This is a genomic window from Streptomyces sp. NPDC107528, assembly GCF_055639295.1.
The window spans coordinates 276,375-297,290 of sequence record NZ_JBVKAV010000005.1; the positions used below are offsets into that span (position 1 = coordinate 276,375).

At 70.8% G+C, this 20,916-nt stretch carries 21 protein-coding genes and 3 pseudogenes; 14 read left to right on the top strand and 10 right to left on the bottom strand.

All coding sequences use genetic code 11. The features are described 5' to 3' along the window. The first annotated feature begins 7 nt into the window (after window positions 1-7). Window positions 8-1,066, top strand: a complete 1,059-nt coding sequence (locus ACZ7L5_RS18160; protein ID WP_471517700.1) for a PucR family transcriptional regulator — start codon at window positions 8-10, stop codon at window positions 1,064-1,066. A 32-nt stretch (window positions 1,067-1,098) separates the two neighbouring features. Here the strand turns inward: ACZ7L5_RS18160 and ACZ7L5_RS18165 are convergent, their stop codons facing one another. Both ACZ7L5_RS18165 and ACZ7L5_RS18170 read right to left on the bottom strand, forming a co-directional pair. Continuing rightward, a complete protein-coding gene (locus tag ACZ7L5_RS18165) occupies window positions 1,099-2,358 on the bottom strand; it encodes a cation:proton antiporter (RefSeq protein ID WP_471517702.1) in 1,260 nt (419 codons plus the stop codon). A gap of 6 nt (window positions 2,359-2,364) precedes the next feature. Beyond that, window positions 2,365-2,850, bottom strand: a complete 486-nt coding sequence (locus tag ACZ7L5_RS18170) for a cation:proton antiporter regulatory subunit (protein ID WP_365056709.1) — start codon at window positions 2,848-2,850, stop codon at window positions 2,365-2,367. A 144-nt stretch (window positions 2,851-2,994) separates the two neighbouring features. Here ACZ7L5_RS18170 and ACZ7L5_RS18175 point away from each other — a divergent pair, with 144 nt between their 5' ends. Both ACZ7L5_RS18175 and ACZ7L5_RS18180 read left to right on the top strand, forming a co-directional pair. Beyond that, window positions 2,995-3,438, top strand: coding sequence for a hypothetical protein (locus tag ACZ7L5_RS18175; RefSeq protein ID WP_471517705.1), 444 nt, complete (start codon window positions 2,995-2,997; stop codon window positions 3,436-3,438). A 285-nt stretch (window positions 3,439-3,723) separates the two neighbouring features. After that, entirely contained in the window at window positions 3,724-3,864 is a 141-nt protein-coding gene (locus ACZ7L5_RS18180; protein WP_471517707.1) for a hypothetical protein, read from the top strand. Window positions 3,865-3,872: 8 nt separating this feature from the next. Here ACZ7L5_RS18180 and ACZ7L5_RS18185 read toward each other — a convergent pair whose 3' ends face one another. Next, window positions 3,873-5,450 (bottom strand): MFS transporter, encoded by a 1,578-nt coding sequence (locus tag ACZ7L5_RS18185; protein WP_363037009.1) that lies wholly within the window; start codon window positions 5,448-5,450, stop codon window positions 3,873-3,875. Window positions 5,451-5,746: 296 nt separating this feature from the next. On the opposite strand from ACZ7L5_RS18185, the gene ACZ7L5_RS18190 reads away from it, so the two are divergent. From ACZ7L5_RS18190 to ACZ7L5_RS18200, 3 genes are read left to right on the top strand one after another with little or no spacing between them, the layout of a single operon-like run. Further along, window positions 5,747-6,949, top strand: a complete 1,203-nt coding sequence (locus ACZ7L5_RS18190; RefSeq protein ID WP_471517709.1) for an MFS transporter — start codon at window positions 5,747-5,749, stop codon at window positions 6,947-6,949. A 45-nt stretch (window positions 6,950-6,994) separates the two neighbouring features. Further along, window positions 6,995-8,002: an MBL fold metallo-hydrolase gene (locus ACZ7L5_RS18195; protein ID WP_471517711.1), complete on the top strand. Its 1,008-nt coding sequence runs from the start codon at window positions 6,995-6,997 to the stop codon at window positions 8,000-8,002. Between the two features lie 60 nt (window positions 8,003-8,062). Next, window positions 8,063-8,755, top strand: coding sequence for a DUF1275 family protein (locus ACZ7L5_RS18200; protein WP_471517713.1), 693 nt, complete (start codon window positions 8,063-8,065; stop codon window positions 8,753-8,755). 95 nt (window positions 8,756-8,850) lie between these two features. Here ACZ7L5_RS18200 and ACZ7L5_RS18205 read toward each other — a convergent pair whose 3' ends face one another. Together ACZ7L5_RS18205 and ACZ7L5_RS18210 are read right to left on the bottom strand one after the other, a co-directional pair. Continuing rightward, the gene (locus ACZ7L5_RS18205; RefSeq protein WP_467481917.1) at window positions 8,851-9,237 is read right to left on the bottom strand and encodes a peptidase inhibitor family I36 protein; all 387 of its coding nucleotides are present in this window, start codon (window positions 9,235-9,237) and stop codon (window positions 8,851-8,853) included. Between the two features lie 19 nt (window positions 9,238-9,256). Then, on the bottom strand, window positions 9,257-9,631 hold the full coding sequence (locus ACZ7L5_RS18210) for a peptidase inhibitor family I36 protein (RefSeq protein WP_328877250.1): 375 nt from the start codon (window positions 9,629-9,631) through the stop codon (window positions 9,257-9,259). Between the two features lie 263 nt (window positions 9,632-9,894). Between ACZ7L5_RS18210 and ACZ7L5_RS18215 the strand changes: the two genes are divergently transcribed. Further along, window positions 9,895-10,887 (top strand): winged helix-turn-helix domain-containing protein, encoded by a 993-nt coding sequence (locus ACZ7L5_RS18215; protein WP_471517716.1) that lies wholly within the window; start codon window positions 9,895-9,897, stop codon window positions 10,885-10,887. Between the two features lie 77 nt (window positions 10,888-10,964). After that, window positions 10,965-12,467, top strand: coding sequence for a HEAT repeat domain-containing protein (locus ACZ7L5_RS18220; RefSeq protein ID WP_471517718.1), 1,503 nt, complete (start codon window positions 10,965-10,967; stop codon window positions 12,465-12,467). Window positions 12,468-12,523: 56 nt separating this feature from the next. Here the strand turns inward: ACZ7L5_RS18220 and ACZ7L5_RS18225 are convergent, their stop codons facing one another. From ACZ7L5_RS18225 to ACZ7L5_RS18240, 4 genes are all read right to left on the bottom strand, one after another. Next, window positions 12,524-14,011, bottom strand: coding sequence for an APC family permease (locus tag ACZ7L5_RS18225; RefSeq protein WP_471517720.1), 1,488 nt, complete (start codon window positions 14,009-14,011; stop codon window positions 12,524-12,526). Then, window positions 14,008-14,133 carry a hypothetical protein gene (locus ACZ7L5_RS18230; protein WP_471517723.1) on the bottom strand — a complete coding sequence of 42 codons (126 nt, stop codon included), beginning with the start codon at window positions 14,131-14,133 and terminating at the stop codon, window positions 14,008-14,010. Before ACZ7L5_RS18230 ends, ACZ7L5_RS18225 begins: the two co-directional genes overlap by 4 nt. 97 nt (window positions 14,134-14,230) lie before the next feature. After that, a complete protein-coding gene (locus tag ACZ7L5_RS18235) occupies window positions 14,231-15,697 on the bottom strand; it encodes an aldehyde dehydrogenase family protein (RefSeq protein ID WP_363037020.1) in 1,467 nt (488 codons plus the stop codon). Between the two features lie 182 nt (window positions 15,698-15,879). Continuing rightward, window positions 15,880-16,779, bottom strand: a complete 900-nt coding sequence (locus ACZ7L5_RS18240) for a DMT family transporter (protein WP_471518121.1) — start codon at window positions 16,777-16,779, stop codon at window positions 15,880-15,882. Between the two features lie 293 nt (window positions 16,780-17,072). Between ACZ7L5_RS18240 and ACZ7L5_RS18245 the strand changes: the two are divergent. The 6 genes and pseudogenes from ACZ7L5_RS18245 to ACZ7L5_RS18270 form a co-directional block, all read left to right on the top strand. Next, window positions 17,073-17,177: pseudogene (locus ACZ7L5_RS18245) on the top strand (LysR family transcriptional regulator); the annotation flags it as partial. Between the two features lie 94 nt (window positions 17,178-17,271). Continuing rightward, window positions 17,272-17,385: pseudogene (locus tag ACZ7L5_RS18250) on the top strand (enoyl-CoA hydratase-related protein); the annotation flags it as partial. A gap of 109 nt (window positions 17,386-17,494) precedes the next feature. Beyond that, entirely contained in the window at window positions 17,495-17,686 is a 192-nt protein-coding gene (locus ACZ7L5_RS18255) for a hypothetical protein (protein ID WP_471517725.1), read from the top strand. Window positions 17,687-17,766: 80 nt separating this feature from the next. Next, window positions 17,767-17,970 (top strand): annotated as a pseudogene (locus ACZ7L5_RS18260) (acyl-CoA dehydrogenase family protein); the annotation flags it as partial. A 68-nt stretch (window positions 17,971-18,038) separates the two neighbouring features. Beyond that, a complete protein-coding gene (locus ACZ7L5_RS18265; protein ID WP_471517727.1) occupies window positions 18,039-18,833 on the top strand; it encodes an SDR family NAD(P)-dependent oxidoreductase in 795 nt (264 codons plus the stop codon). 22 nt (window positions 18,834-18,855) lie between these two features. Further along, window positions 18,856-19,419 carry a cytochrome b gene (locus ACZ7L5_RS18270; RefSeq protein ID WP_471517729.1) on the top strand — a complete coding sequence of 188 codons (564 nt, stop codon included), beginning with the start codon at window positions 18,856-18,858 and terminating at the stop codon, window positions 19,417-19,419. 27 nt (window positions 19,420-19,446) lie between these two features. Here ACZ7L5_RS18270 and ACZ7L5_RS18275 read toward each other — a convergent pair whose 3' ends face one another. Then, a complete protein-coding gene (locus ACZ7L5_RS18275) occupies window positions 19,447-20,886 on the bottom strand; it encodes a carotenoid oxygenase family protein (RefSeq protein WP_471517731.1) in 1,440 nt (479 codons plus the stop codon). Window positions 20,887-20,916 lie beyond the last annotated feature (30 nt).

Genomic DNA, 20,916 nt, shown 5'->3' on the forward strand with positions numbered 1-20,916 from the left:
GGAGAACGTGACAACGACGGAGTGCGCCACCGACGTGTTTCTCGAAGGATTCGAGCGGATCCTCGCGGACGCCGCCGCCTCGGGCCGCCGTCTGACCCGCGCCGAGATCGAGTCCCGCAGGGCCCTCGGCGCCAGGGCAGCCGAGGCGGGGCACGGCTGGCGTGCCCTGGTGCGCGCCCATCTCGCCGCGGGCAGCCGCAATCGGCCCGTCCAGGCCGGCCCCGACACCGTCCTCGCCGTCATCGAGCAGGCGGTGGACGCCTTCGCCGACGGCTACGAGCGCGCGCAGCGGCTCGTGATCCGCAAGGAGGAGGCCGCCCGCCGCGAGTTCATCGACGACCTGCTCCACGGGCGCGGCGACCCGGGGCATCTCGCCGCCCGCTGCGAGCGGTTCGGGCTGCGGCTGTCCCGCGCCCACGCAGTGGCGGTGGCCGAGGGACCGGAGAAGTGCGACGAGACCGACCCGGCACCCCGCCAGGTGGCGGGGGAGTTGTTCGCACGCTTCGAGAACCGGCGCATCCTGTTCACCACGAAGGACGGGCGGATGGTGTGCGTCGCCCCCGGTGATCAGGACGACGTCCTCGCCCACTTCGCCAGGCTCGCGCACACCGCCACCGGCGGCGGCCAGGTCGCCGTGGGCCGTCCCCGGCAGGGCGCGGTCGGCATCGGCCACAGCTACGAAGAGGCCCTCAACACCCTGGACGTGGCTCAGCGCATGGGCCTCGACGATCCGTTGCTCCGGGCCGCCGACCTGCTCGTCTTCCCCGTGCTTGCCCGCGACCGGCAGGCACTGGTCGACCTGGTCCACACCGCACTCGGCCCGCTGGAGCAGGCGCGCGGCGGCGCACAGCCGTTGCTCGACACGCTCACCGTGTACTTCGACTCCGGCTGCGTGGCCGCCGCCGCGGCCCGGCACCTGTCGCTCAGCGTGCGCGCGCTGACGTACCGGCTGGCCCGCATCCGCACCCTGACCGGCAGCGACCCCACCGATCCCGCACACCGGTACGCCCTGCAGACAGCGGTCATCGGCGCCCGCCTCCTGAACTGGCCGAACAGACCTCTGTGAGCGCCTGGTTCTCCAGGTGCGGTGGCGATCGCCTACGACCGGCCGGCGGTGTCCGGATCGTCGACCGTTTCGAGCGGTGCCGCCGGTGATGCCGCGCGCTCGGCCGGGACATGGGCCGTCGGCGAGGGCTTCCCCAGGCGGGCGACCAGTCGCATGGCCACCGGTTCGGTGTAGCGGGCGGTGAGCGGGCCGAGGATGACCAGGATGAGTACGTAGGCGGTGGCGAGCGGGCCGAGGGAGGGCTCGATGCCCGCGGTGACGGCGAGTCCGGCGATGACGATGGAGAACTCGCCGCGGGCCACCAGGGTTCCGCCTGCGCGCCAGCGGCCCTTGGCGGAGATTCCGGCGCGCTTGGCCGCCCAGTAACCGGTGGCGATCTTCGTGAGGGCGGTCACGAGGGCCAGAGCAAGTGCGGGTACCAGGACGGGCGGAATGCTCGCCGGGTCGGTGTGCAGGCCGAAGAAGACGAAGAACACCGCGGCGAACAGGTCCCGGAGCGGAGCCAGGAGATTGTGCGCGCCCTCGGCTGCCTCGCCGGACAGTGCGATGCCGACCAGGAACGCACCGACCGCCGCCGACACCTGGAGCTGCTGGGCGAGCCCGGCGACCAGCAGGGTCAGGCCGAGGACGACCAGGAGCAGTTTCTCCGGGTCGTCGCTGGAGACGAAGCGGGAGATGTGGCGGCCGTGGCGCACCGCGAGCAGGAGGACGAGTCCGGCGACGCCGAGTGCGATGGCGAGGGTGGCGCTGCCCGCCGCGAGACCGGCCCCGGCGAGCAGGGCGGTGATGATCGGCAGGTAGACGGCCATCGAGAGGTCTTCGAGGACCAGGATGCTGAGGATGACCGGGGTTTCGCGGTTGCCGAGTCGTCCGAGGTCACCGAGGACCTTGGCGATGACGCCGGACGACGAGATCCAGGTGACGCCGGCCAGGACCACCGCGGCGACCGGTCCCCAGCCGAGCAGCAGGGCCATGACCGCGCCGGGCAGGGCGTTGAGGGCGGCGTCGACGAGGCCGGCCGGGTACTGGGTCTTGAGGTTGGAGACCAGGTCACTGGCCGTGTACTCGAGGCCGAGCATCAGCAGCAGCAGGATCACGCCGATCTCGGCGCCGATGGCGACGAACTCCTCGCTGGTGCCGAGCGGGAGCAGTCCGCCTTCGCCGAAGGCGAGTCCGGCCAGCAGGTACAGGGGTATCGGCGAGAACTGGAAACGGGCGGCGAACCGGCCGAGCAGACCCAGGCCGAGGATGATGGCGCCGAACTCTATGAGGAAGACAGCGGAGGAGTGCAAGGCCGGTCACTCCCGTCCGAGTATCGCGGCGGCCGCCTCCACACCCTCGCGGGTGCCGATCACGATCAGGGTGTCACCGCCCGCCAGCCGGAAATCCGGCGTTGGCGAGGGGATGGCTTCGGCGCGGCGCAGCACGGCCACGATGGACACGCCGGTCTCGGTACGCATCCGGGTCTCGCCCAGCACCCGCCCGTTCCAGTGCGAGGTGGCCGACAGCTCGACCCGCTCGGCCACGAGGCCCAGGTCGGTCGTGGACAGCAGGTTCGGGCTGTGGTGCGCCGGCATCAGCGCGTCGATGAGGGCCTCCGCCTCTCCCGACGTCATCCGCACCGACAGCGCGCACGCGTCCGGATCGTCCTGCTGGTACGCGTTCAGCGTCCGCGACCCGTCCCGGTGCGCGACCACGGACACGCGACGCTGCTCCCGGGTGGTGAGGTCGTAACGGACCCCGATTCCCGGCAACGGCGTACTGCTCAGGCGTGGAGCGCCCACCACGGTCCCCCTGTCTGGTTCGGGTATTTCTTTGGACAACCTTTAATGACACCCTAACGAGCGCCCGGAACCGACCGCCGGGCAGGTGACCCGGCGGCCGCCTGGAACAATGGGTTCGGGGGAGATCGGGGAGGAAACGTCAGCATGATCGAGTGGGTGTCGCTCAGCTCCGGTGCCAGGCCCGTTCCCCGGCCCGTCGCCACCCCGCTGGTGTGGGCCGCGGCCTTCGGCGGGGCGCTGGCGCTGGTGGCACTGCTCAACTCCCTCGTGGGCACCGACCGGCCCGGGCTCGCCCTGGCCTTACTGTCCCTGCTGGCCGCCCTGCTGGGCCTGTGCGCCCGCTTCACCGCGGCTCCCGGCACGGCCCTGCTGTGCTGGCTGTTCCTCAACGGCTTCGCCATTCCGCCCGCCGGCATCCTCACCTGGGTCGGGCACCGCGACACCTTCTGGCTGACCTGCCTGCTCGCCGCTGCCCTCGTCGGTACGGCTCTGGCACGCCTGCTGCACGCCCGGGCCGCCTACCGCCGCCTCACCGGCGGCCTTGGCTCCACAGGGCCGGGCACCGGCAATGGGCCGCACGACGTGTGACGCTTGACGACTGGCGCAGGCAAGGCCGCGAAGACAGCCGTCGAGGGTCATTCGGTCGGCGGAGTCAGCGACCTGACTAACCCGGTCCACCCGTCGGGAACGCCCGCCCATGTCGCTTGCTACCTGGCGAGCAGGGCCGGCCGGCGACGTCGACCGATCCGGCGGGCGCCGCCTTCTCCCTTTGCAGGCGAACCACTTCACGGGGTGGGAGTTCCCACCTCGCCGGTGCCCCGCATCGCATGGTGCCGGCCTGCGAACAGCCCGAAGAGGCCCGCCAGTTCGGATGTGCCCGGCGTCCTTGTCCGTGCGCGTCGGCATGGCCAGGAGGCCGGCACCTGGTCCGACGGGGCGGGCAGGACCATCGCCCGGATCACCACCCTGGAGGGACTGACCGTCCAGGTGCGCGACATCAGCGTGCGGACCTGACCGTCAGGTCACGGACCTGTGCGCCGGTCGGGCTGCCCTGCGGGGGCTTGTGTCGCTTCCGGGGCCGGTGTCGCTTCCGCGTCCGTGTGCGTGGGCGTCACCGCGCGCCCGCCCGGGTGGCGCAGGGCGCACAGGAAGCCGATGCCCAGGGCGATGGCCATGCCGTAGAACACCCACTGGTTGGCCTCGGCGAAGTCCATGCGCACCGCGTTCATCGAATCGCGCAGAGCCGTGGCCGCAGGTCCCGTGCCGGTGGGTGAACTGTTGTCGCCCGTGCCCGTGATTGACTCACTGATATTGCGGGCCACGTTTTCCGCCACGTCGGGCGGGAAGCCGCGGGCTTCCAGGGTTTGCGTCACGTTGGAGTTGGTGCGGTGCGTCAGCACGGTGCCGAGGACGGCCAGGCCCACGCTGGCCGCGTAGTTGCGTACCGTCTGGGTGATTCCGGTGACCTCCCCGTAGGAGGGACCGATCGCCCGGTTGACGGCGTCCGTGGAGGCGGGGGCGAGGATGAAGCCGATGCCCGCGCCGGCAAGGGCGGCGTACGGCCACTGGTCGTGCATGCTCAGATCGGTGAGTTTCTCGGCCCACAGGGCGAATCCGACGCAGCCCAGGACGCAGCCGATCTTCAGCGCCGGGCGGGCGCCCTGCTTGTCGAGGATCCGGCCGCCCCACTGCGAGGCGATCGCGAAGCCCGCGAAGAAGTAGAGCAGGAACAGCGCCGCCTGGTTCGGCGAGGCACTCAGACACACCTGGGCGTACACGGAGGCGAAGAAGAACAGCGGGACGAAGGCCAGCATGGCGAAGAAGAGCACCACCGTGTCCACCGTGAACGCCCGGTCCTTGAAGACGCGCAGATCGATCAGCGGATGGTCCACTCGCCGCTCGTACGCGACGAACCCGCAGAGCACCAAGAGACCGCCGACGATGCAGACCCAGGTCGCCGCGCTGCCCCACCCCCAGGACCACGCCTGCTGAAAACCGAGGACGCTCAGACCCATGCCGACGACGATCAGAACAGCACCCCGGACATCGAGCGTGCCGGGTCGTCGCCGGTCGGCGATATGGGCGAATGCCGTGAGGGCCAGGGCCACGATGGCCACGGGGACGTTGACCCAGAACACGGCGCGCCAGGTCCAGTTCGTGAGCCAGCCGCCCAGGAGAGGCCCGAGGGCCGTCAGCGCACCGGAGATCCCGAAGAACAGGGCGAGGGCACGTCCGCGCCGCTCGCGCGGGAACACCGCCACCACCACGGCCAGCGCCGCGGGGAACAGCAGTGCCGCCCCGAAGCCCTGGGTGGCCCGGAAGGCGATCAGCCAGCTCTGTGCCGCGTCGCCCTCGGGGACGCAGCCGCACAGCACCGACGAGATGACGAACACCAAGGTGCCGATGACGACGATCCGGCGCGGCCCGTAGAGGTCCGCGAGACGGCCGCCCAAGGCGAAGAAGGCGGCCAGGGACAGCAGGTAGGCGTTCACGACCCACTGCATGCCAGAGGTTGACAGACCCAGTTCACGGACGATGTCCGGGGCGGCGATGGCGACGATGGTCTGGTCGATGAACGTCATCGCAACCGCGAACATCATGGCCGTGAGCGCCAAGGTCTGTCGTGGTGCCGACCGAGGTTCGGGCGCGGCTTCGCCACGCCCCAGATGGGTGCCACTCACCCGTCCAGTCTGCGCCCGGTCCGCCGCCGCCGCATCACAAGCGGCTCCTGCGGGTGAGTGGCCCGGGGGCACCGCTCTCCTGACGTGCGGACGGGTTGCCGGAATGCGACATCACCCCTGAAGGGCAAGGGTGCCGTCGCAGTTCTGCCAGCCGCCTCACCATGAAGCCTGCTGGACTGACCGTCGGTCACACTGCCTTTCACGGACGGAATGTCATGTCGGCAACCACCACTGCCTGTCCGGCCAACGGTCCGCTCCCGTCCTCCCGTTCCCCGCTGACGGGATGGACGGCCGTGGTCTCCGTGATGCTGGGGATCTTCGTCATCGTCACCACCGAGATCCTGCCGATCGGTCTGCTGACCTCGATCGGATCGAGCTTCACCGTGTCGGACGGAATGGCCGGCCTGACGATGACCATGCCCGGCTTCGTCGCGGCGATCGCCGCTCCACTGGTCACGGTGGCCACTGCGCGCTGCGACCGACGACTGATGCTGTGTGTCTTCACGATCTTGTTGGCGTGGGCGAACTTTCTCGCCGCCGCGGCGCCCGATTACTGGCTCGTGCTGGTCTCGCGGGTCATGGTCGGCATCACGATCGGAGGCTTCTGGTCGATCGGGGCCGGGCTGGCGGAACGACTCGTGCCGGCTGCCTCGGCTCGCAGAGCCACCGCCGTGATCTTTTCCGCCGTCCCGCTGGGATCCGTCCTCGGCGTACCGGCCGGCACCCTCGTCGGAGACCTCGCCGGATGGCGAACGGCCTTCATGGCCATGGGAGTTCTCGCAGTCGGCGTCCTGGCCATGCTGCTCGTGTTCGTGCCGCCGCTTCCGCCGGTCCAGGTCACACGGCTCGGTGTGCTCAACGGCCTGCTCCGCAGCGCCAACACCCGCTTCGCGCTTCTGCTGACGTTCCTCGTCGTGCTGGCGCACTTCGGCACCTACACATATGTGACACCGTTCCTGGAACAGGTCACTCACGCCGGCGGAGCACTGATCACCACCTTCCTGCTGGTCTACGGAGCCGCCGGCATCCTCGGCAATTTCCTGGGCGGCGCCTGGGTGACCCGGTACCCGCGCACCGTCTTCGGGCTGGCGTCCGGCCTGATCGCCGCGGTGACCCTCCTGCTGCCGGCACTGGGCCGCGGGAAAGCCGGCGCGGTGGCACTGCTGATCGTGTGGGGCATCGCGTACGGCGCCGTACCGGTCGCGTCGCAAACCTGGTTCGCCAAGGCGGCACCACACGCCCCGGAAGCGGCATCGGTCCTGTTCACGGCCTCCTTCCAGGCGACGATCTCCATGGGAGCGCTGGTTGGGGGCATCGCGCTGGACCGCACCTCTGCGTCCGCGGTGATGCTGTTGGGCGGCTGTACGGCGGGACTCATGGTCCTGGCGGTAGGAACACGCCGCGCCGCCCTATCGTGATGTCGATCGGATCACGAGTCACAGCGGTCACCAGGGAGGACCACCATGACTTCTTCTCCGCACAACGACAGCGACAACGACTTAGCCGGCCTCCTCTCCAGGCGCCGCTTCGCCCGGCTGGGTGCCCTCGGACTTGCTGGAGTTGTAGGCGCGCTCGGTCCCGGCTCGACTGCCGTTGCTGCCGGGCGGGACGGGCAGGATCACTACGACCGTGCCCGGGCGCTCGCCGGAAGTGACCCGGTTCTGCTCGCCCTTGTGACGGCGCTGACGCCCGACTTCGAGTTTCCTCGTCCGTCCGCGCCGGAGCCGCTGAAAGTTTTCGACAACCTGGCCTTTGTGAGCACTGGTTGGGTCTCCGCGATGGCAGTGCTGACCGATGACGGGATCGTGCTGATCGACTCGCTCACCTCGCCCGCGGACGCCGAGGACGTTCTCGTCCCCGGGCTGCGTGAGCTGGGCGCCGATCCCGCGACGATCAAGTACGTCGTCGTCACGCACGGGCACGACGACCATTTCGGCGGCGCACAGTATCTCGCGGACCGGTACGGAGCGCGCGTTCTGATGGCGCCTGCCGACTGGGACCTCATCGCCCGGACCCGACCGGACAACGCCCCCACCCGGGATCTGGACATCGTGGACGGGCAACGGCTCACGCTCGGCGGCACGACGATCCGACTGCACCACACCCCGGGCCACACGGCGGGCACCGTCTCGCCGATCATCCCCCTTCGGTCGGGATCCGACCGCCACACGGCCATGCTCTGGGGTGGCGTGAACCCGCCCGGCACGGTGCCGGAACTGTGCACCTACCGGGCGTCCGTGCGTTCCTTCCGGAACCGGATGCGCCACGCGAAGGTGGACGTGGAGCTGTCCAACCACCCCAACGATTACGGCCTCCAACGCGTCGAACAGCTGCGGAACCGACCCGACGGCGTCAACCCCTTCGTGCTCGGCGAGCCGCGGGCACAGCGGTTCATGGCGGTCCTGGATCTCATGCTGCGGGGCAGGATCGCCGACGCCGGCCGGGCGCTCTCTGGTGGCGTGGGGGAGTAGGAGGTGGTGAGGTGAGGCCTGTCAGGAGGTGACTGCGCAAGGCCGCGGAAGGGGACGTGCATGTCCGCACCGGCTCGTTCCGACCCGCTGCCGAAAGTGCTGATCGCCTTGACCGCGGTCACCGGGATCGTCGACGCGGTGGCCTTCCTGGGCCTCGGGCAGGTCTTCACCGCTTTCATGACGGGCACCATCCTCTTCCTCGGCTTCGCGGTCGCCGGTGGCGTCGGACTGACGCCCATGGGTTCGCTCACGGCACTCGCCGGTTTCGCGGCCGGCGCGGTGGCCGGCAGCCGACTCGGCGCTGTCACGGCTGCCCGGCTCCGCCGGTGGCTGCTGACCTCCGCCGCCATCGCGTCCACGCTGCTGGTCGCCGCTGCGCTCGCGGCGATCGGACTGGACAGCGTGCGGGGCGACCTGGAGCCGCGGCACTATGCCGTGATCGCTCTGACCGCACTGGCCATGGGTGTGCGCAGCGCGACGATGTGGCGGCTCGGGGCGGGCCTGAACACCACGTTGGTGACCGGCACGCTCGTCACCCTGGTCAGACACTCGGAGCTGGGCGGCGGCACGCCGGACACCTCCCAGCCGTACCGCGCCGCCGCTCTCGCGGCGGTCTTCACCGGCGCGGCCGTCGGCACGCTGCTGCTGCGTGCCGGGCTGACCGTTGCGCTGCTCGTCGCCGCCGCGGGGGTACTGGGCGGCATCGGGGGCTACGTGGCTCATCCGGCGTCCGGACGGGCGCACAATGCCTGACCCGGCCGTACGTCTGCCCCGGTCGGAGAAGCGGGACCTGCCTCGCCGGTAAAGGCGGAGCAAGTCCCGCTGCATGTGCGTGCGGTGTCAGCGGATCAGCACTCGCCCCGCCAGACGACACGCGTGATGGTGAGCCCCGGCTCGGCGTTGGCCTTGTACTTGCCCGGGCCGGGGTTGTAGTGGAAGCAGTCGGTCGACGGCTGACCGCCGAGGAACGACGTCACGTCGACATGGTCGGCGCCCGGGTAGACGACTCCGTTGTTGAAGATGGAGCCGACGGCCAGGTTGCCGGACCAGTTGCCCGCGACCTTGAGGAGGAGCCGTCCCGTTTGATTGGCGCCGCTGTAGGCGCAGAAGTAACCCTTGCCGCAGCCCGGCGGGTTGGCTTCCGCCGACGCCGCAGGGGCGAGGGCGAGGACGCCGGCGAAGGCGGCCGCGACGGTCCCGGCACCCAGAGCGGCGAGTCGCTTTCCGGTCAGCATGATGAGCATCCCTCCGTTGTCAGCACTCGCCGCGCCATACGACCCTGACGACATGGGTGCCCGGAACGGCATTCGCCTTGTAGCCGCCGGGGCCCGGGTTGTAGTGCAGGCACGCCGTTTCCGTGCCGCCCTCGACGGTGTAGGTCACGTCGACGTGGTCGGCGCCCGGGAAGGGCTTTCCGTTGTTGAACGCGGAGCGGAAGGCGACGTTGCCGCTCCAGTTCCCCTTGGTTTTCACCACGAGTTGACCGGTCTGGTTCTCTCCGCTGTAGGCGCAGAAGTACTCCTTCGGGCAGCCCGGTGGATTGGGTTCGGCCGAAGCGGTCGGCGCGGTGACCAGCACGGTGGCGAAGGCGGCAGTGGCCACCGCCCCGATCGCGGCACGTTTGCGCATGTCTTTCTTCCCCCTTGGTCGGCATGGCGAAGATCTTGGTCGTGTACGTCTTTCAGGCTGCCCGTCACCGCCCCTTCCTGCCAGGTGATTCGGCGCGCGCCGAAAGTGACTGCTGACGCACATGGACGACGGTGCGCGCCGGGCGAGTTGGCGTGAAAAGAGATTTTGCGATTCACCGAAATACGGGGAGTATCGGGAGGACCATCCCACGCCGAAACTTCAGTTGATCACGCGACCGACTGAGATGGAATTCCGTGCTCCGAGTGCACTTCACGCGCCAAGACCTGCTCAGGACACGCGTCGCCGCCGCACCCGACCCGCTGTGGGAGCTCGTGCTCAGCGTGAACCTGCTGGCGACGCGTCAGGGACGTGCCGTATTCGACGCCTGGCGTGCACAGGCGCGGGTCGGGCTCAGCAAGGTGCCCCGTCAGCAACTGCACCTCGTCCGGGCGTTGGCCCCACCGCGCGGCAGTTTTCCCGACTTCCTCAACCCGGCGGAGGCCTCCGAGGGGTTGTCCGAGGGCGTGCGGGCCGTTCTGTCCACGCCTCGCCGGCGTCTGACCAGGGAGATGAACGTCCTCACCGCGGCACCGAGGTGGCTGCGTCCGCTCGCGGACGGCGAGCCCTGGGCACTGGAGAACCTCGGGCAGGCCCTGCACGGGTACTTCCACGCCGCACTGGCCCCCTACTGGTCCGCCGTACGGGCGCAGATCGAGGCCGACCGTGCGGTGCGGGCGCGGGAAATACTGCGGGGCGGGGTCGACGCGCTGCTGTCGACGCTGGGCCCGTCGATGCGCTGGCGGCCACCCGTGCTGGAGACGCAGTATCCGCTGCAGCGCGAGTGGCGCCTCGAAGGCAGGGGCCTGCTGCTGGTGCCCTCCGTCTTCTGCTGGCAGGCACCGATCACCCTGACCGACCCGAGCCTGCCGCCCGTGCTGGTCTATCCCGTCGCCCGCACGCACCGCTGGTGGCTGCCTCCCCAGGGCGGCACCGGGTCCCGGGCGCTGGCGAGACTGCTCGGCCACGGGCGGGCCGCCGTGCTCCGGGCCCTGGAGGACGGGTGCACCACGAGCGAGGTGGCCCGGCGCGCGGGGGTGACCCCGGCGACGGTCAGCGAGCACGTGAGGATCCTGCGGGAGGCAGGGCTCGTCGCTTCGGTCCGCGACCGGAACACAGTTGTGCACGTCCTCACCCCGCTGGGCCACAGCCTCCTGACCGCGAACAGGTCCGGCCAGCCGCTCACGGTCGGCAGTTAGCCCGCCGATCGCCGGGCCCACGTGCTGCGCCGGTACAACCTCCGGCCGACTCGCTGGTCTGATTCCTCGGGGTGTTCATGGGATCCGAGCAGCAAATCGCCTTCTTTCTACGGGCGTTGAAGCACGGCGACCGATGGCGGCGCGCCGCCGCGGCCAAAGGACTGGGGAGGGTCGGACGGGCCGAGCACGCGTGGGTCCTCGTCGGAGCGGCGGACGACCCTGCACCCGAGGTGCGTGAGGCCGTGGCCGTGGGGCTCGGGCGCAGCGGGGTCGCCGGGGCGGGCCGTACCGTGTTGCCCGCCCTGATGGGCGACGAGGATCCGTGGGTACGGCGCCGGGCTTCGCGCGCCGCGATCCGCCTCGGGCTCGACGGACCGGCGGTCGTGGACGCCTTCTCCCGCCTGCTGCGCGACCCTGACCATCATCTGCGGATCAACGCCCTGGACGGCTTGGCGGCCCTGGGCGTGCCAGGTGACGTCCCCGGCCTCGTGGCGCTGCTCGGCGACCCGGAGGGAGCCGTGTGGGGACGCGCCCGTGCGCTCGTGTGGCGCTTCCGGGACGACCCGGCCGTCGGCGCGGAGCTGATCCGTACGGCCGAGCAGGGCGCAGCACAGGCTCGCGTGCAGGCTCTCGAACTGCTGCCCAGGCACTCGACCGAGCGCCTTCTCGGTTCGCTGGTCACGGGACTGCGCGACGAAACGGCCCAGGTGCGGATCGCGGTGACGCGCCGCCTGCTCCACGTTGAGGACGCGCACACGCAGGACGCCCTGGCCGGGGCGCTGGAGGACGAACGGGACGCGCACGTCGCGGACTTACTGCTGCACGCGCTCGGCCGGCGGGGCGAGGAACGGGTCACCGGACCGGCGACGCGGTGGCTCGCCGACTCGGTCGCCGGACTGTCGGCCGCGTACGCGCTCGGAGCCGCCGGCACGCGGACCGCCGCCACGACGCTGCGTACGGCCCTCATCGACACCGCGCTGCCCGGCCGTACGCGTGCGGCCGCTGCGAAAGCCGTTGGGGAGGCGGGGCGATGGGACGCCGTCTGGGTGCTGCTGCCGCTGCTGGACGACCCCGACGGCGATGTGCGAGCGGGTGCCGTGGCCGGCCTGGACGCGTTGGTGCAGGAGGGGCTTCGACCGTGGGAACGCCACGCTGTGGCCGAGGCGTTGGTGGCCCACCTCGTCGCCGATCCCGACACCCTCTGGCAGACGCACAACGCCCTCATCGGCCTGGCGGAGGCGCTGCCCGCCCTGCGACGGACCGTGGACCGGACCCCTTCGGCCGAGGTGCGGGCCGCCGCGCTCTCGCTGCTGGACACGTACAACGCCACCGACGAGGACACCGGTGCGGACCTGGCGCGCTTCGTCCATGCTCTGGAGGACCCGGACGAGACGGTCCGGTTCCACGCCGCGGAGGGTCTGGCGCACTGGCTGGCGGACACCGGGACCCGGCCGCAGGACGGGGAGCGGCTGCGCGCCCTCCTCACCGCCCTCGCCGCGGAGGCCGCCGAGGCAGAGACCCGCGCGGCGGGCGACGAGGCGCTGCGGGCACTGGACGGGCGCGGTCCCGACTCGCCGTGACGGCGGCTCAGGCCGCCGCCTCGCGACCGCGCTTGTCGGTGTGGATCAGGCCCTGATCACGATCCGTTGGAGGCTTTGGTGCGGTTGTCCGGCACGGCGTCGCCGGCGAGTGCGTCGCCGCGGCCGTAGTGGTGGGTGGTGAACATGTAGAGCAGGCCGGTGCCCAGGACCACCGCGCCGCACAGCAGGACGATCCAGTTCTCCCACCAGGACTTCTCCGGGGAGCGGGCCCAGCAGATGTTGATGATGGCGAGGATGCCGTAGGCCAGCGCGGCGATGTTCACCGTGAGACCCCAGCGGCCCAGGGTGAACTCCCCCGCCGGTTTCCAGCCCTTGAGCCGGGCGCGCAGTGCGGCCAGGACCACCATCTGGAACGAGCCGTAGATGCCGAGGATCGCGAACGAGACGATGTTGGTGAGGGCGTCCTCGGAGAGCAGTGAGGCGAAGGCGATGATCAGCGGCACCGCCGCGGACACGAACAGCGCCCAGCTCGGCACCGCACGGGCGTGGACGAACCGCCGCAGCAATTGGTGCCCGACGATCATCTCGTCCCGGGCGTAGGAGTAGATGAGCCGCCCGGCCGCGGCCTGGAGGCTGATCGTGCAGGACAGGAAGGAGATCAGCACCACGGCCATCACCATCCGCGCCCCGGTCTCGCCCATGGCGTCGTACAGCACGTCCACCACCGGGTCGGCCTGCTCGCCCGAGATGATCGCGTTGAAGTCCGTGACCGACAGCAGCAGCGACATACAGGTGAACGTGGCCGCCGCGCCGCCGATGTAGATGGTGCGGCGCATCGCGCGGGGGATGACCCGGCCCGGGTGGGCGACCTCCTCGGCGGTGTCGCCGCACGCCTCGAAGCCGTAGTACTGGTAGAGGCCGATGATGCCGGCTGCCAGGAACGCCGGCAGGTAGGAGCCGTCTCCTTCGACGCCGTAGGTGTCGAAGATGACGCCGAGGTTCTGGTGGCGGTGGGTGGACAGCAGGTAGACGCCGACGACGAGGGCGCCGATGAGCTCGCCGGCGAAACCGATGAGCGCCGCCGTCGACAGTGCTTTGGTGCCCATGTAGTTGACGAGGATGGCGACGACGATGAGCACGGCGGTGCACAGCACGGTGGTGTGCACGGTGGCTCTGAAGCCGAAGAGGATGGCGATGTAGGGGCCGGCGCCGTACGCGACGGAGGTGATGGTCACCAGCAGCGCCCACATGTACACCCAGCCGGTCATCCACGCCCAGCGCTTGCCCCACAGCCGCCGGGCCCAGGGGTAGACGCCGCCCGCGATCGGGTACTGGGCGACGATCTCCCCGAAGATCAGCGCGACGAGGAACTGGCCGCAGCCGGCGATCAGGAACGCCCAGATCATCGGCGGTCCGCCGTCGGCGATCGCGATGCCGAAGAGGGTGTAGGTGCCCACCACCGGGGAGAGGTAGGTGAAGCCGAGGGCGAAGTTGGCCCAGGGGCTCATGTCCTTGCGGAACTCCGAGCCCGGTTCCCCTCCGGGGATGCCGGAGGCCGGTGCGGGAGGCTGGGTGCCGGTCACCGCTGCACCTCTCTTTCGATGTGGCCGGGGCGGCCGGTGATGCCGGCCTTCGGGACGTCGGGGGCGCCCGATCGGCGCGTACCCACCGGGTGGTACACGATGTGCGCGGTGGTGGGGGCCATGGGTGCCTTTCTTCGGTGGTCGTCGTGCGGGGCGGGCGGGCGGCCGGCCTTGCGTCGGTGGTCCTCGTGCCTCGGGCCGGCGGCGTGCTGCGTCGCCTCAGCCCTTGAACCAACCGGAGCGGGCGGGGGCGAGGTTCTGGTAGATGTGCTTGGCCTCCTGGTACTCGCGCAGCCCGGTGGGACCCAGCTCGCGCCCCACGCCGGAGCGGCCGAACCCGCCCCACTCGGCCTGCGGGACGTAGGGATGGAAGTCGTTGATCCATACGGTGCCGTGGCGCAGCCGCCCGGCGACGCGCTGGGCGCGGCTCGCGTCGGAGGTCCACACGCCGCCCGCCAGGCCGTAGCGGGTGTCGTTGGCCAGCTCCACCGCCTCGTCCTCGGTGCGGAAGCGCTCTACGGTGACGACCGGGCCGAAGACCTCCTCCTGGACGATGCGCATGGAGCGGTCGCAGTCGGCGAAGATGGTCGGCAGCAGGAAGAAGCCGCTGCTCAGATCGGGGTCGTCGGGGCGGGTGCCGCCGGTGACGAGCCGGGCGCCCTCCTCCTTGCCGATGGCGATGTAGCTCTCGACCTTCTCGCGGTGCTCGGCGGAGCTGAGCGGGCCGCTCTCGGTGCCTTCCGCCAGGCCGTTGCCGAGCCGGATCTGCCGCGCACGGTCGGCGTAGGCCTCGACGAACCGGTCGTGCAGGGAGTCCTGGACGAGCAGGCGCGAACCTGCCGAGCAGACCTGTCCGGAGTGCAGGAACGCGGCGTCGAGCGCGTAGTCGACGGCGGCGTCGAAGTCGGCGTCCGCGAAGACGATGTTGGGGTTCTTGCCGCCCAGTTCCAGGGCGATGTTCCGCGGACCCTCCGACGCGCTGGCCATGATGGCCCGTCCGGTGTTCAGACCGCCGGTGAAGGACACCAGGTCCACGTCGTGGTGGCTGGTCAGGGCCGCGCCGACGGTCGCGCCGGGGCCCAGCACCAGGTTGGCGACGCCGGGCGGTGCGCCGGCCTCCTCGATGAGACGGATCATCGCGATCGTGGTGAGGGGCGTGACCTCGCTGGGTTTGAGGACGAAGGTGTTGCCTGCGGCCAGCGCGGGCGCCACCTTCCAGGAGGCCTGGAGCAGCGGGTAGTTCCAGGGGGCGATGAGCGCGCACACGCCGAGCGGCTGGTAGACGACGCGGCTGAGGACGTCCGGGCCGACGTCCACGATCCGGCCGCCGTCCTTGCCCGCGAGCTCGGCGAAGTAGCGGAACGCGTTCGCCACGTCCTCCACGTCGATACGCGCCTCGGTGAGCGTCTTGCCCGTGTCGAGTGTCTCGGTGTGGGCGATCTCCTCCTGATCGCGCATCAGCAGGTCGCGCACGCGCAGGAGGAGGTCCGCCCGGTCGCGGGTCGGAGCGTTCGACCAGTCGCCCTTGTCGAACGCACGCCGGGCGGCGCGCACCGCGCGGTCCACGTCGGTGGCGTCGGCCTCGTCGACGGTGGTGACGACAGAGGCGTCGTAGGGGTTGACCACCTCCCGCCGTCCACCGGCCGTGGCCTGTGTCCACTCGCCGTCGATGTACAGCTCACCCACCGCGGGGCCTCCTTCGCATCCGGCCGGTGCCGATCGGCTCGACGGTCAGCAACATGGCCCATCGGGCGGGCGTCGGCCACGTGGCGCACCGCCGTGCTTGCGTCCGGGTGACCCAGAGGACCCAGGTGGGCTAGGGATGTTCCCCCTGGAGCCGTTCGCCGACGTGCGCCACGGGGCACCGCTCACGGCATCCGTTCCGCCGCCCGGTCCTTTTCGTCGGGCGCCACCATCGCCTGGGTGAGCGGAATCCGCGCCAGGGCGAGGACGCCGGCGGCGATCAGCACGACGCCGAACAGCTGGGGCAGCAGCCACCACCCGGTGCGGATGCTCTCCTCGTAGAGCGTGATGCCGAGGGCGAGGCTCACCAGCGCGTCGCCGAGGGTGAGCGCGGGCTGCGAGGCAACCAGCGGACCGGCCTGCATCGCGTTCTCCAGCAGGAACAGCGCGCACACGCCGGTCGCGGCGAAGGCGTACGTCTGCCAGGCGGAGAGGAAACCACCGAGTCCCTGCTCCTCGAGGATGTGCGTGGAGGCCTTCATCAGCGCCGCGGTCAGCGCGTAACTGATCGCCGTCGCGGCACCCAGACAGGCCGCCCGGGCCCGGCCTTCCGGGCGCCGCAGGGCGGCGAGCGCGAGACCGGCGACCAGCCCCATGCAGACGGCGAGCGCAGGAATCCAGCGGTCCAGCTCCACGTGCGTGCGATTGCCGCTGGGGGAGGCGGCGGCGAGCGCGACCCCCAGACCGGCGACCACCACCGCCACGGCCAGCCAGCCCCTGCCCGGCAGACGCCGGTGCATCAGCAGCGACGCGACGATGAGGGTGAGCGGCAGTTCCAGGATGAACAGCGGCTGCACGATCGTCAGCGGGCCGGTCGCCAGCGCGAGGGCCTGGCAGATGGCGGCGGCGATCACCGCGAGGATGCCGGCCAGCCACACGGGGCGGCGCAGCAGGTCGAGGATGAGACCGGCCCGGAACCCCTTGGAGCTCGGCACGGTGAGCGCCGCCTTGCGCTGGAGCACCGTCGCGACGGCGTTGCTCAGTGCGGCGCAGATCGCGAAGAGGACCGAGAGCGGAGTGTGCAGCTTGGGTCACCTCCAGGATCGGCGGGCGCGTGACGCCGACCGGCTTGTGCCGGACATGGCCGGCCGGCTTCGACCGACCGTGGCCGGCGGTGTTCCGCCGACCACGGTGGGCGGACTTCCTGGGGCCATGGTCGCCCGGACGGACCGGCGTGCGCGATCGGAGGCAGTGGCTGCCGGTCGTTGACCATGGGCCGGGTGGCTGAGCGCAGCGGACTGTGGGGGCCTGCGCCGAGCGTCGCCGTCGGCCCCGCGGCGACCGTGCCCGCGACGGTGGGTCGACTGGGGTGACCTGCGTGGACATGCTGCACCTGCGTTACTTCGTCGCCGTGGCCGAGGAGCTCAACTTCTCGCAGGCGGCCCGCAGACTGCACATGTCGGCCTCTCCGTTCAGCCGGCGCCGGTGAATCTCTGGAGATCCCCGGCCGCGGCTTCGGCGGGCTCACTCAGGCGGCGACGACCAAGCCGCTCATTGTCGCCGTCGAGGGCTGGGCCATGGGCGGCGGCTTCGAACTCGCCCTCGGCTGCGACCTGATCGTCGCCGCGGACGACTCCCGCTTCGGCCTCCCGGAAGTCAGCCGCGGCCTGATCGCGGCCGGTGGCGGAGTGATACGGCTGCCCGAGCGCATCCCTCACCACCTGGCCATGGAGCTGCTGCTGACCGGCGAGCCGGGTCACCGGCGAACAGGCCGGCCGGCTCGGCATCGCCAACCGTGTCGTGCCGGCCGGGGAAACCGTGGCCACGGCACTGCAGCTCGCCGAACGGATCGCGCGGAACGCCCCGCTGGCGCTGGCCGCCGTCAAGGAGTTCGTCCGCGCCGCCGACGGCGCCTGCGAGGACTGGGCGTTCGCCGACAGGCGCGGCACATGGCCCAACTGGCCGCCTCCGCCGCCGTGCGCGAGTGCATGACCGCCTTCACCGAGCGCCGCTCCCCGGTCTGGCAGGGCCGGTAGCGGCCGAGGGAACCGAGGGAGAGAACGCATCCCGCATCCCGGACGGCCAAGGCATACGTCACCTCCCGGATGCGCGAGGTCGTGGCGTGGTGCCGGGAGACCTTCGGCGGCAACGGCATCGTGCTCGGTCACGACATCGCCCGCTTCTTCGCCGACGCCGAGGCGATCTACTCGTTCGAAGGCGCCCGCGAGAGCGCCTTCGTCCGATTGCGTCCATGCAATGTGGGCGCTTGCGTGTAGTGCGCGTGCGCAAGTAACGTCCCGGGGTACACAGCCACCGAATCCGTAAGTGAAAGGGGCTGCCAGGCATGCAGATCGATCTGAAGGGCCGCACCGCACTGGTCACCGGTTCCACCCAGGGCATCGGCGCGGCGATCGCCGCCGGACTGGCCCGCGCCGGGGCCCGCGTCGGCGTCAACGGCCGTAGCCCGGAGCGCGTGGAGCAGAGCGTCGCCGAGTTGGCCAAGCAGGTTCCGGGCGCCGAGTGGGTGCCGGTGCCGGCGGACGTGACCACTCAGGAGGGCGCGGACCAGGTGGCCGAGACGCTGCCCGAGGTGGACATCCTCGTCAACAACCTCGGCATCTTCGGCTCGGCAGACCCCCTGGAGATCAGCGACGAGGAGTGGCGGCGCTACTTCGAGGTGAACGTGCTGTCCCCCGTACGGCTGACACGGCTGTTCCTGCCGGGCATGACCGAACGCGGCTGGGGACGCGTGCAGTACATCGCCAGTGACTCGGCGATCGTCACCCCGGCCGAGATGATCCACTACGGAATGTCCAAGACCTCGCTGCTCGCGGTCAGCCGGGGATTCGCCAAGCACGCCGCCGGCACGGGCGTCACGGTGAACTCCGTCATCGCCGGGCCCACCCACACGGGCGGCGTCGAGGAGTTCGTCTACGAACTGGTCGACCGGGACCTGCCCTGGGACGAGGCGCAGCGCGCGTTCATGCGCAAGCACCGGCCGCAGAGCCTGCTGCAACGGCTGATCGAACCGGAGGAGATCGCGAACATGGCGGTCTACCTCAGCTCGGACCAGGCCTCGGCCACCACCGGCGGCGCGGTGCGCGTGGACGGCGGGTACGTCGACTCCATCCTGCCCTAGCGCAGTGCGCGGGGTTGGCGGCATGGGTTACCACCTGCGCAATGGTCCGCACGGCTACGGCCTCGTCACGAAGGTGCTCCACTGGCTGGTGTTCGCAGCCATCGTCGTGCAGTTCGCCGTGGGCTACCTCCTCGACGTGGACGACCGTGGCCGGGGGCGAGGCCGTGGCCGTGGGCGGGGTGAGGGCTCGGGCCACGGACGGGGCCGTGGCAGAGGCGGGGAGGACGGCTACGACCCCTTCGGCGACGACGCGCTGCTCACGGTGCACGTCGTCCTGGGCGCCACCGTGCTGCTGCTCGCTGCCGCCCGCCTCGCCTGGCGGCTGGCCACACCGCTGCCCCCGTGGGCGCCGACCCTCACCGCACGGGAGCGACGCCTCGCACACGGCACCGAGACCGCCCTGTACGTGACCACGTTCGCCGTACCCGTCACCGGTCTCGTGCTGCTGCTGTCCGGCGACGACGACCTGCTCGGCGTCCATGTCGCGGCCCAGATCGTCCTCTACGCGGCTCTCGCGGTGCACGTCGGACTGGTGCTCAAGCATCAGCTGATCAATCGTGACCGGCTGCTCGGCCGCATGCTCTGAAGCCCGGCCGCGCCGTCCGGCCGGGAGTCAGGCGCGGCCGGTGAACAGGCCGTGGAAGCCGTACGGCACGATGTGCGGGGCCTGTGCCCGGGCCAGTACGTCCAGCGTCCGGGCGGACAGGACCAGCAGGGACGACGAGCCGTTCGCGGAGTCGAGGACCAGGGACAGCAGTACACCGTCGTCCTCGTCGGCCGCGTCCGGGGCGGGGACGAAGACCGGCTCGCCGGGATAGCAGCCCTCCTCGTGCCAGGTCAGGGTCGCGCCCGTCCGGGTGTCGACCTTGACGAGCTGGTTGATGAAGTCGTCCTCGCGGCCGTCGAGGGAGCTCACGCCGTACGCGTACCGGTAGTCGCGCCCGTTGTGCCGCTCGTAGGCGATGCGCGGCAGCTCCATGGACTCCTCCGCCAGCCGCTCCGTCTCGACGCGTCCGGTGCGCAGACCGATGCGGAAGCGGGTGGGATACGAGACCGGAACGCCCCCGCCGGCCCGCAGCCGGTCCAGGTAGAGCGCGTCGATCACCGAGGCGTCGGAATAGGCGCACAGATCGAGCACCAGGTCACCGTCGCGGTCCTCGTCCTCCCAGGCGTTGATGTGATGGAAGGCGAAGCACGCCGTCGTCTCGTACACCCCGCGCACGCCGCCCTCGCGCTGGTCGAAGACGATGAAGCGGGTGCCTCGCTCGGGATCCCAGCGGTAGTTCTCGATGAACGGCCGGCCGCTGAGGATCAGGCTGAGCGGGTTCACGGTGAGCGGGAACTCGGCCAGGACGACGTACCGGCCGGTGATCGCGAAGCTGTGCATGTACCCGGGCCTGGTGACCGGGTGGCGGCCGATCAGCTCGCGTTTCGTGCCCGTCGTCGGCTGGCGGTGGACGCGGTACTCGCTGCGCCGCGCGAAGTGAGTCAGCTGGTTCACCAGATCGCCGGTGCCGGGGTCCTGGTGCGGGTGGGCGGTGGTCAGCTGGCCCTTCAGCGCGTCCTCGTAGCCGACGACACCGGCGGTCGCGAGCGTGTCGGGGTCGAACTCCACCGGCAGCGGTGTCTCGGTCAGCGCCACGAAGCGCTCGCCGAAACGGGCCACGCTGACGTTGGTGTTCGCCACTTCCGGACGCGAGAAGACGCTGAAGAAGCGGGCGAACAGGGAGCGGCACGGGTCGGTGGCGAACTCCGGATAGGCGATCCGGCCCGACTCGCGTGCGGCCCTGCTGCTGGGTGTGTCGACGAACCTGTTCGTGTAGGTGACCCGGCCGTCGGCGAAGGCGAAGCGGTGCAGCATGGCCTGGCCGTCGAACCAGTGGCGGAACGCCCTGCCGGCGGCCCCGCTCCCGGCCTCGAAGCGTGCCGGGCCGTTGCGCAGCAGACTGCCGCGCAGCCACGTCGGCAGGGTGCCCTCCACGGGCAGTTTCCGGTCGCTGACCTCGGTGTCGAGGGTGCGGAACCCTGCCGCGTACCCCTTCTCCGTGTTCATGCGGATCACCTCACAGTCCACAGTGGACTA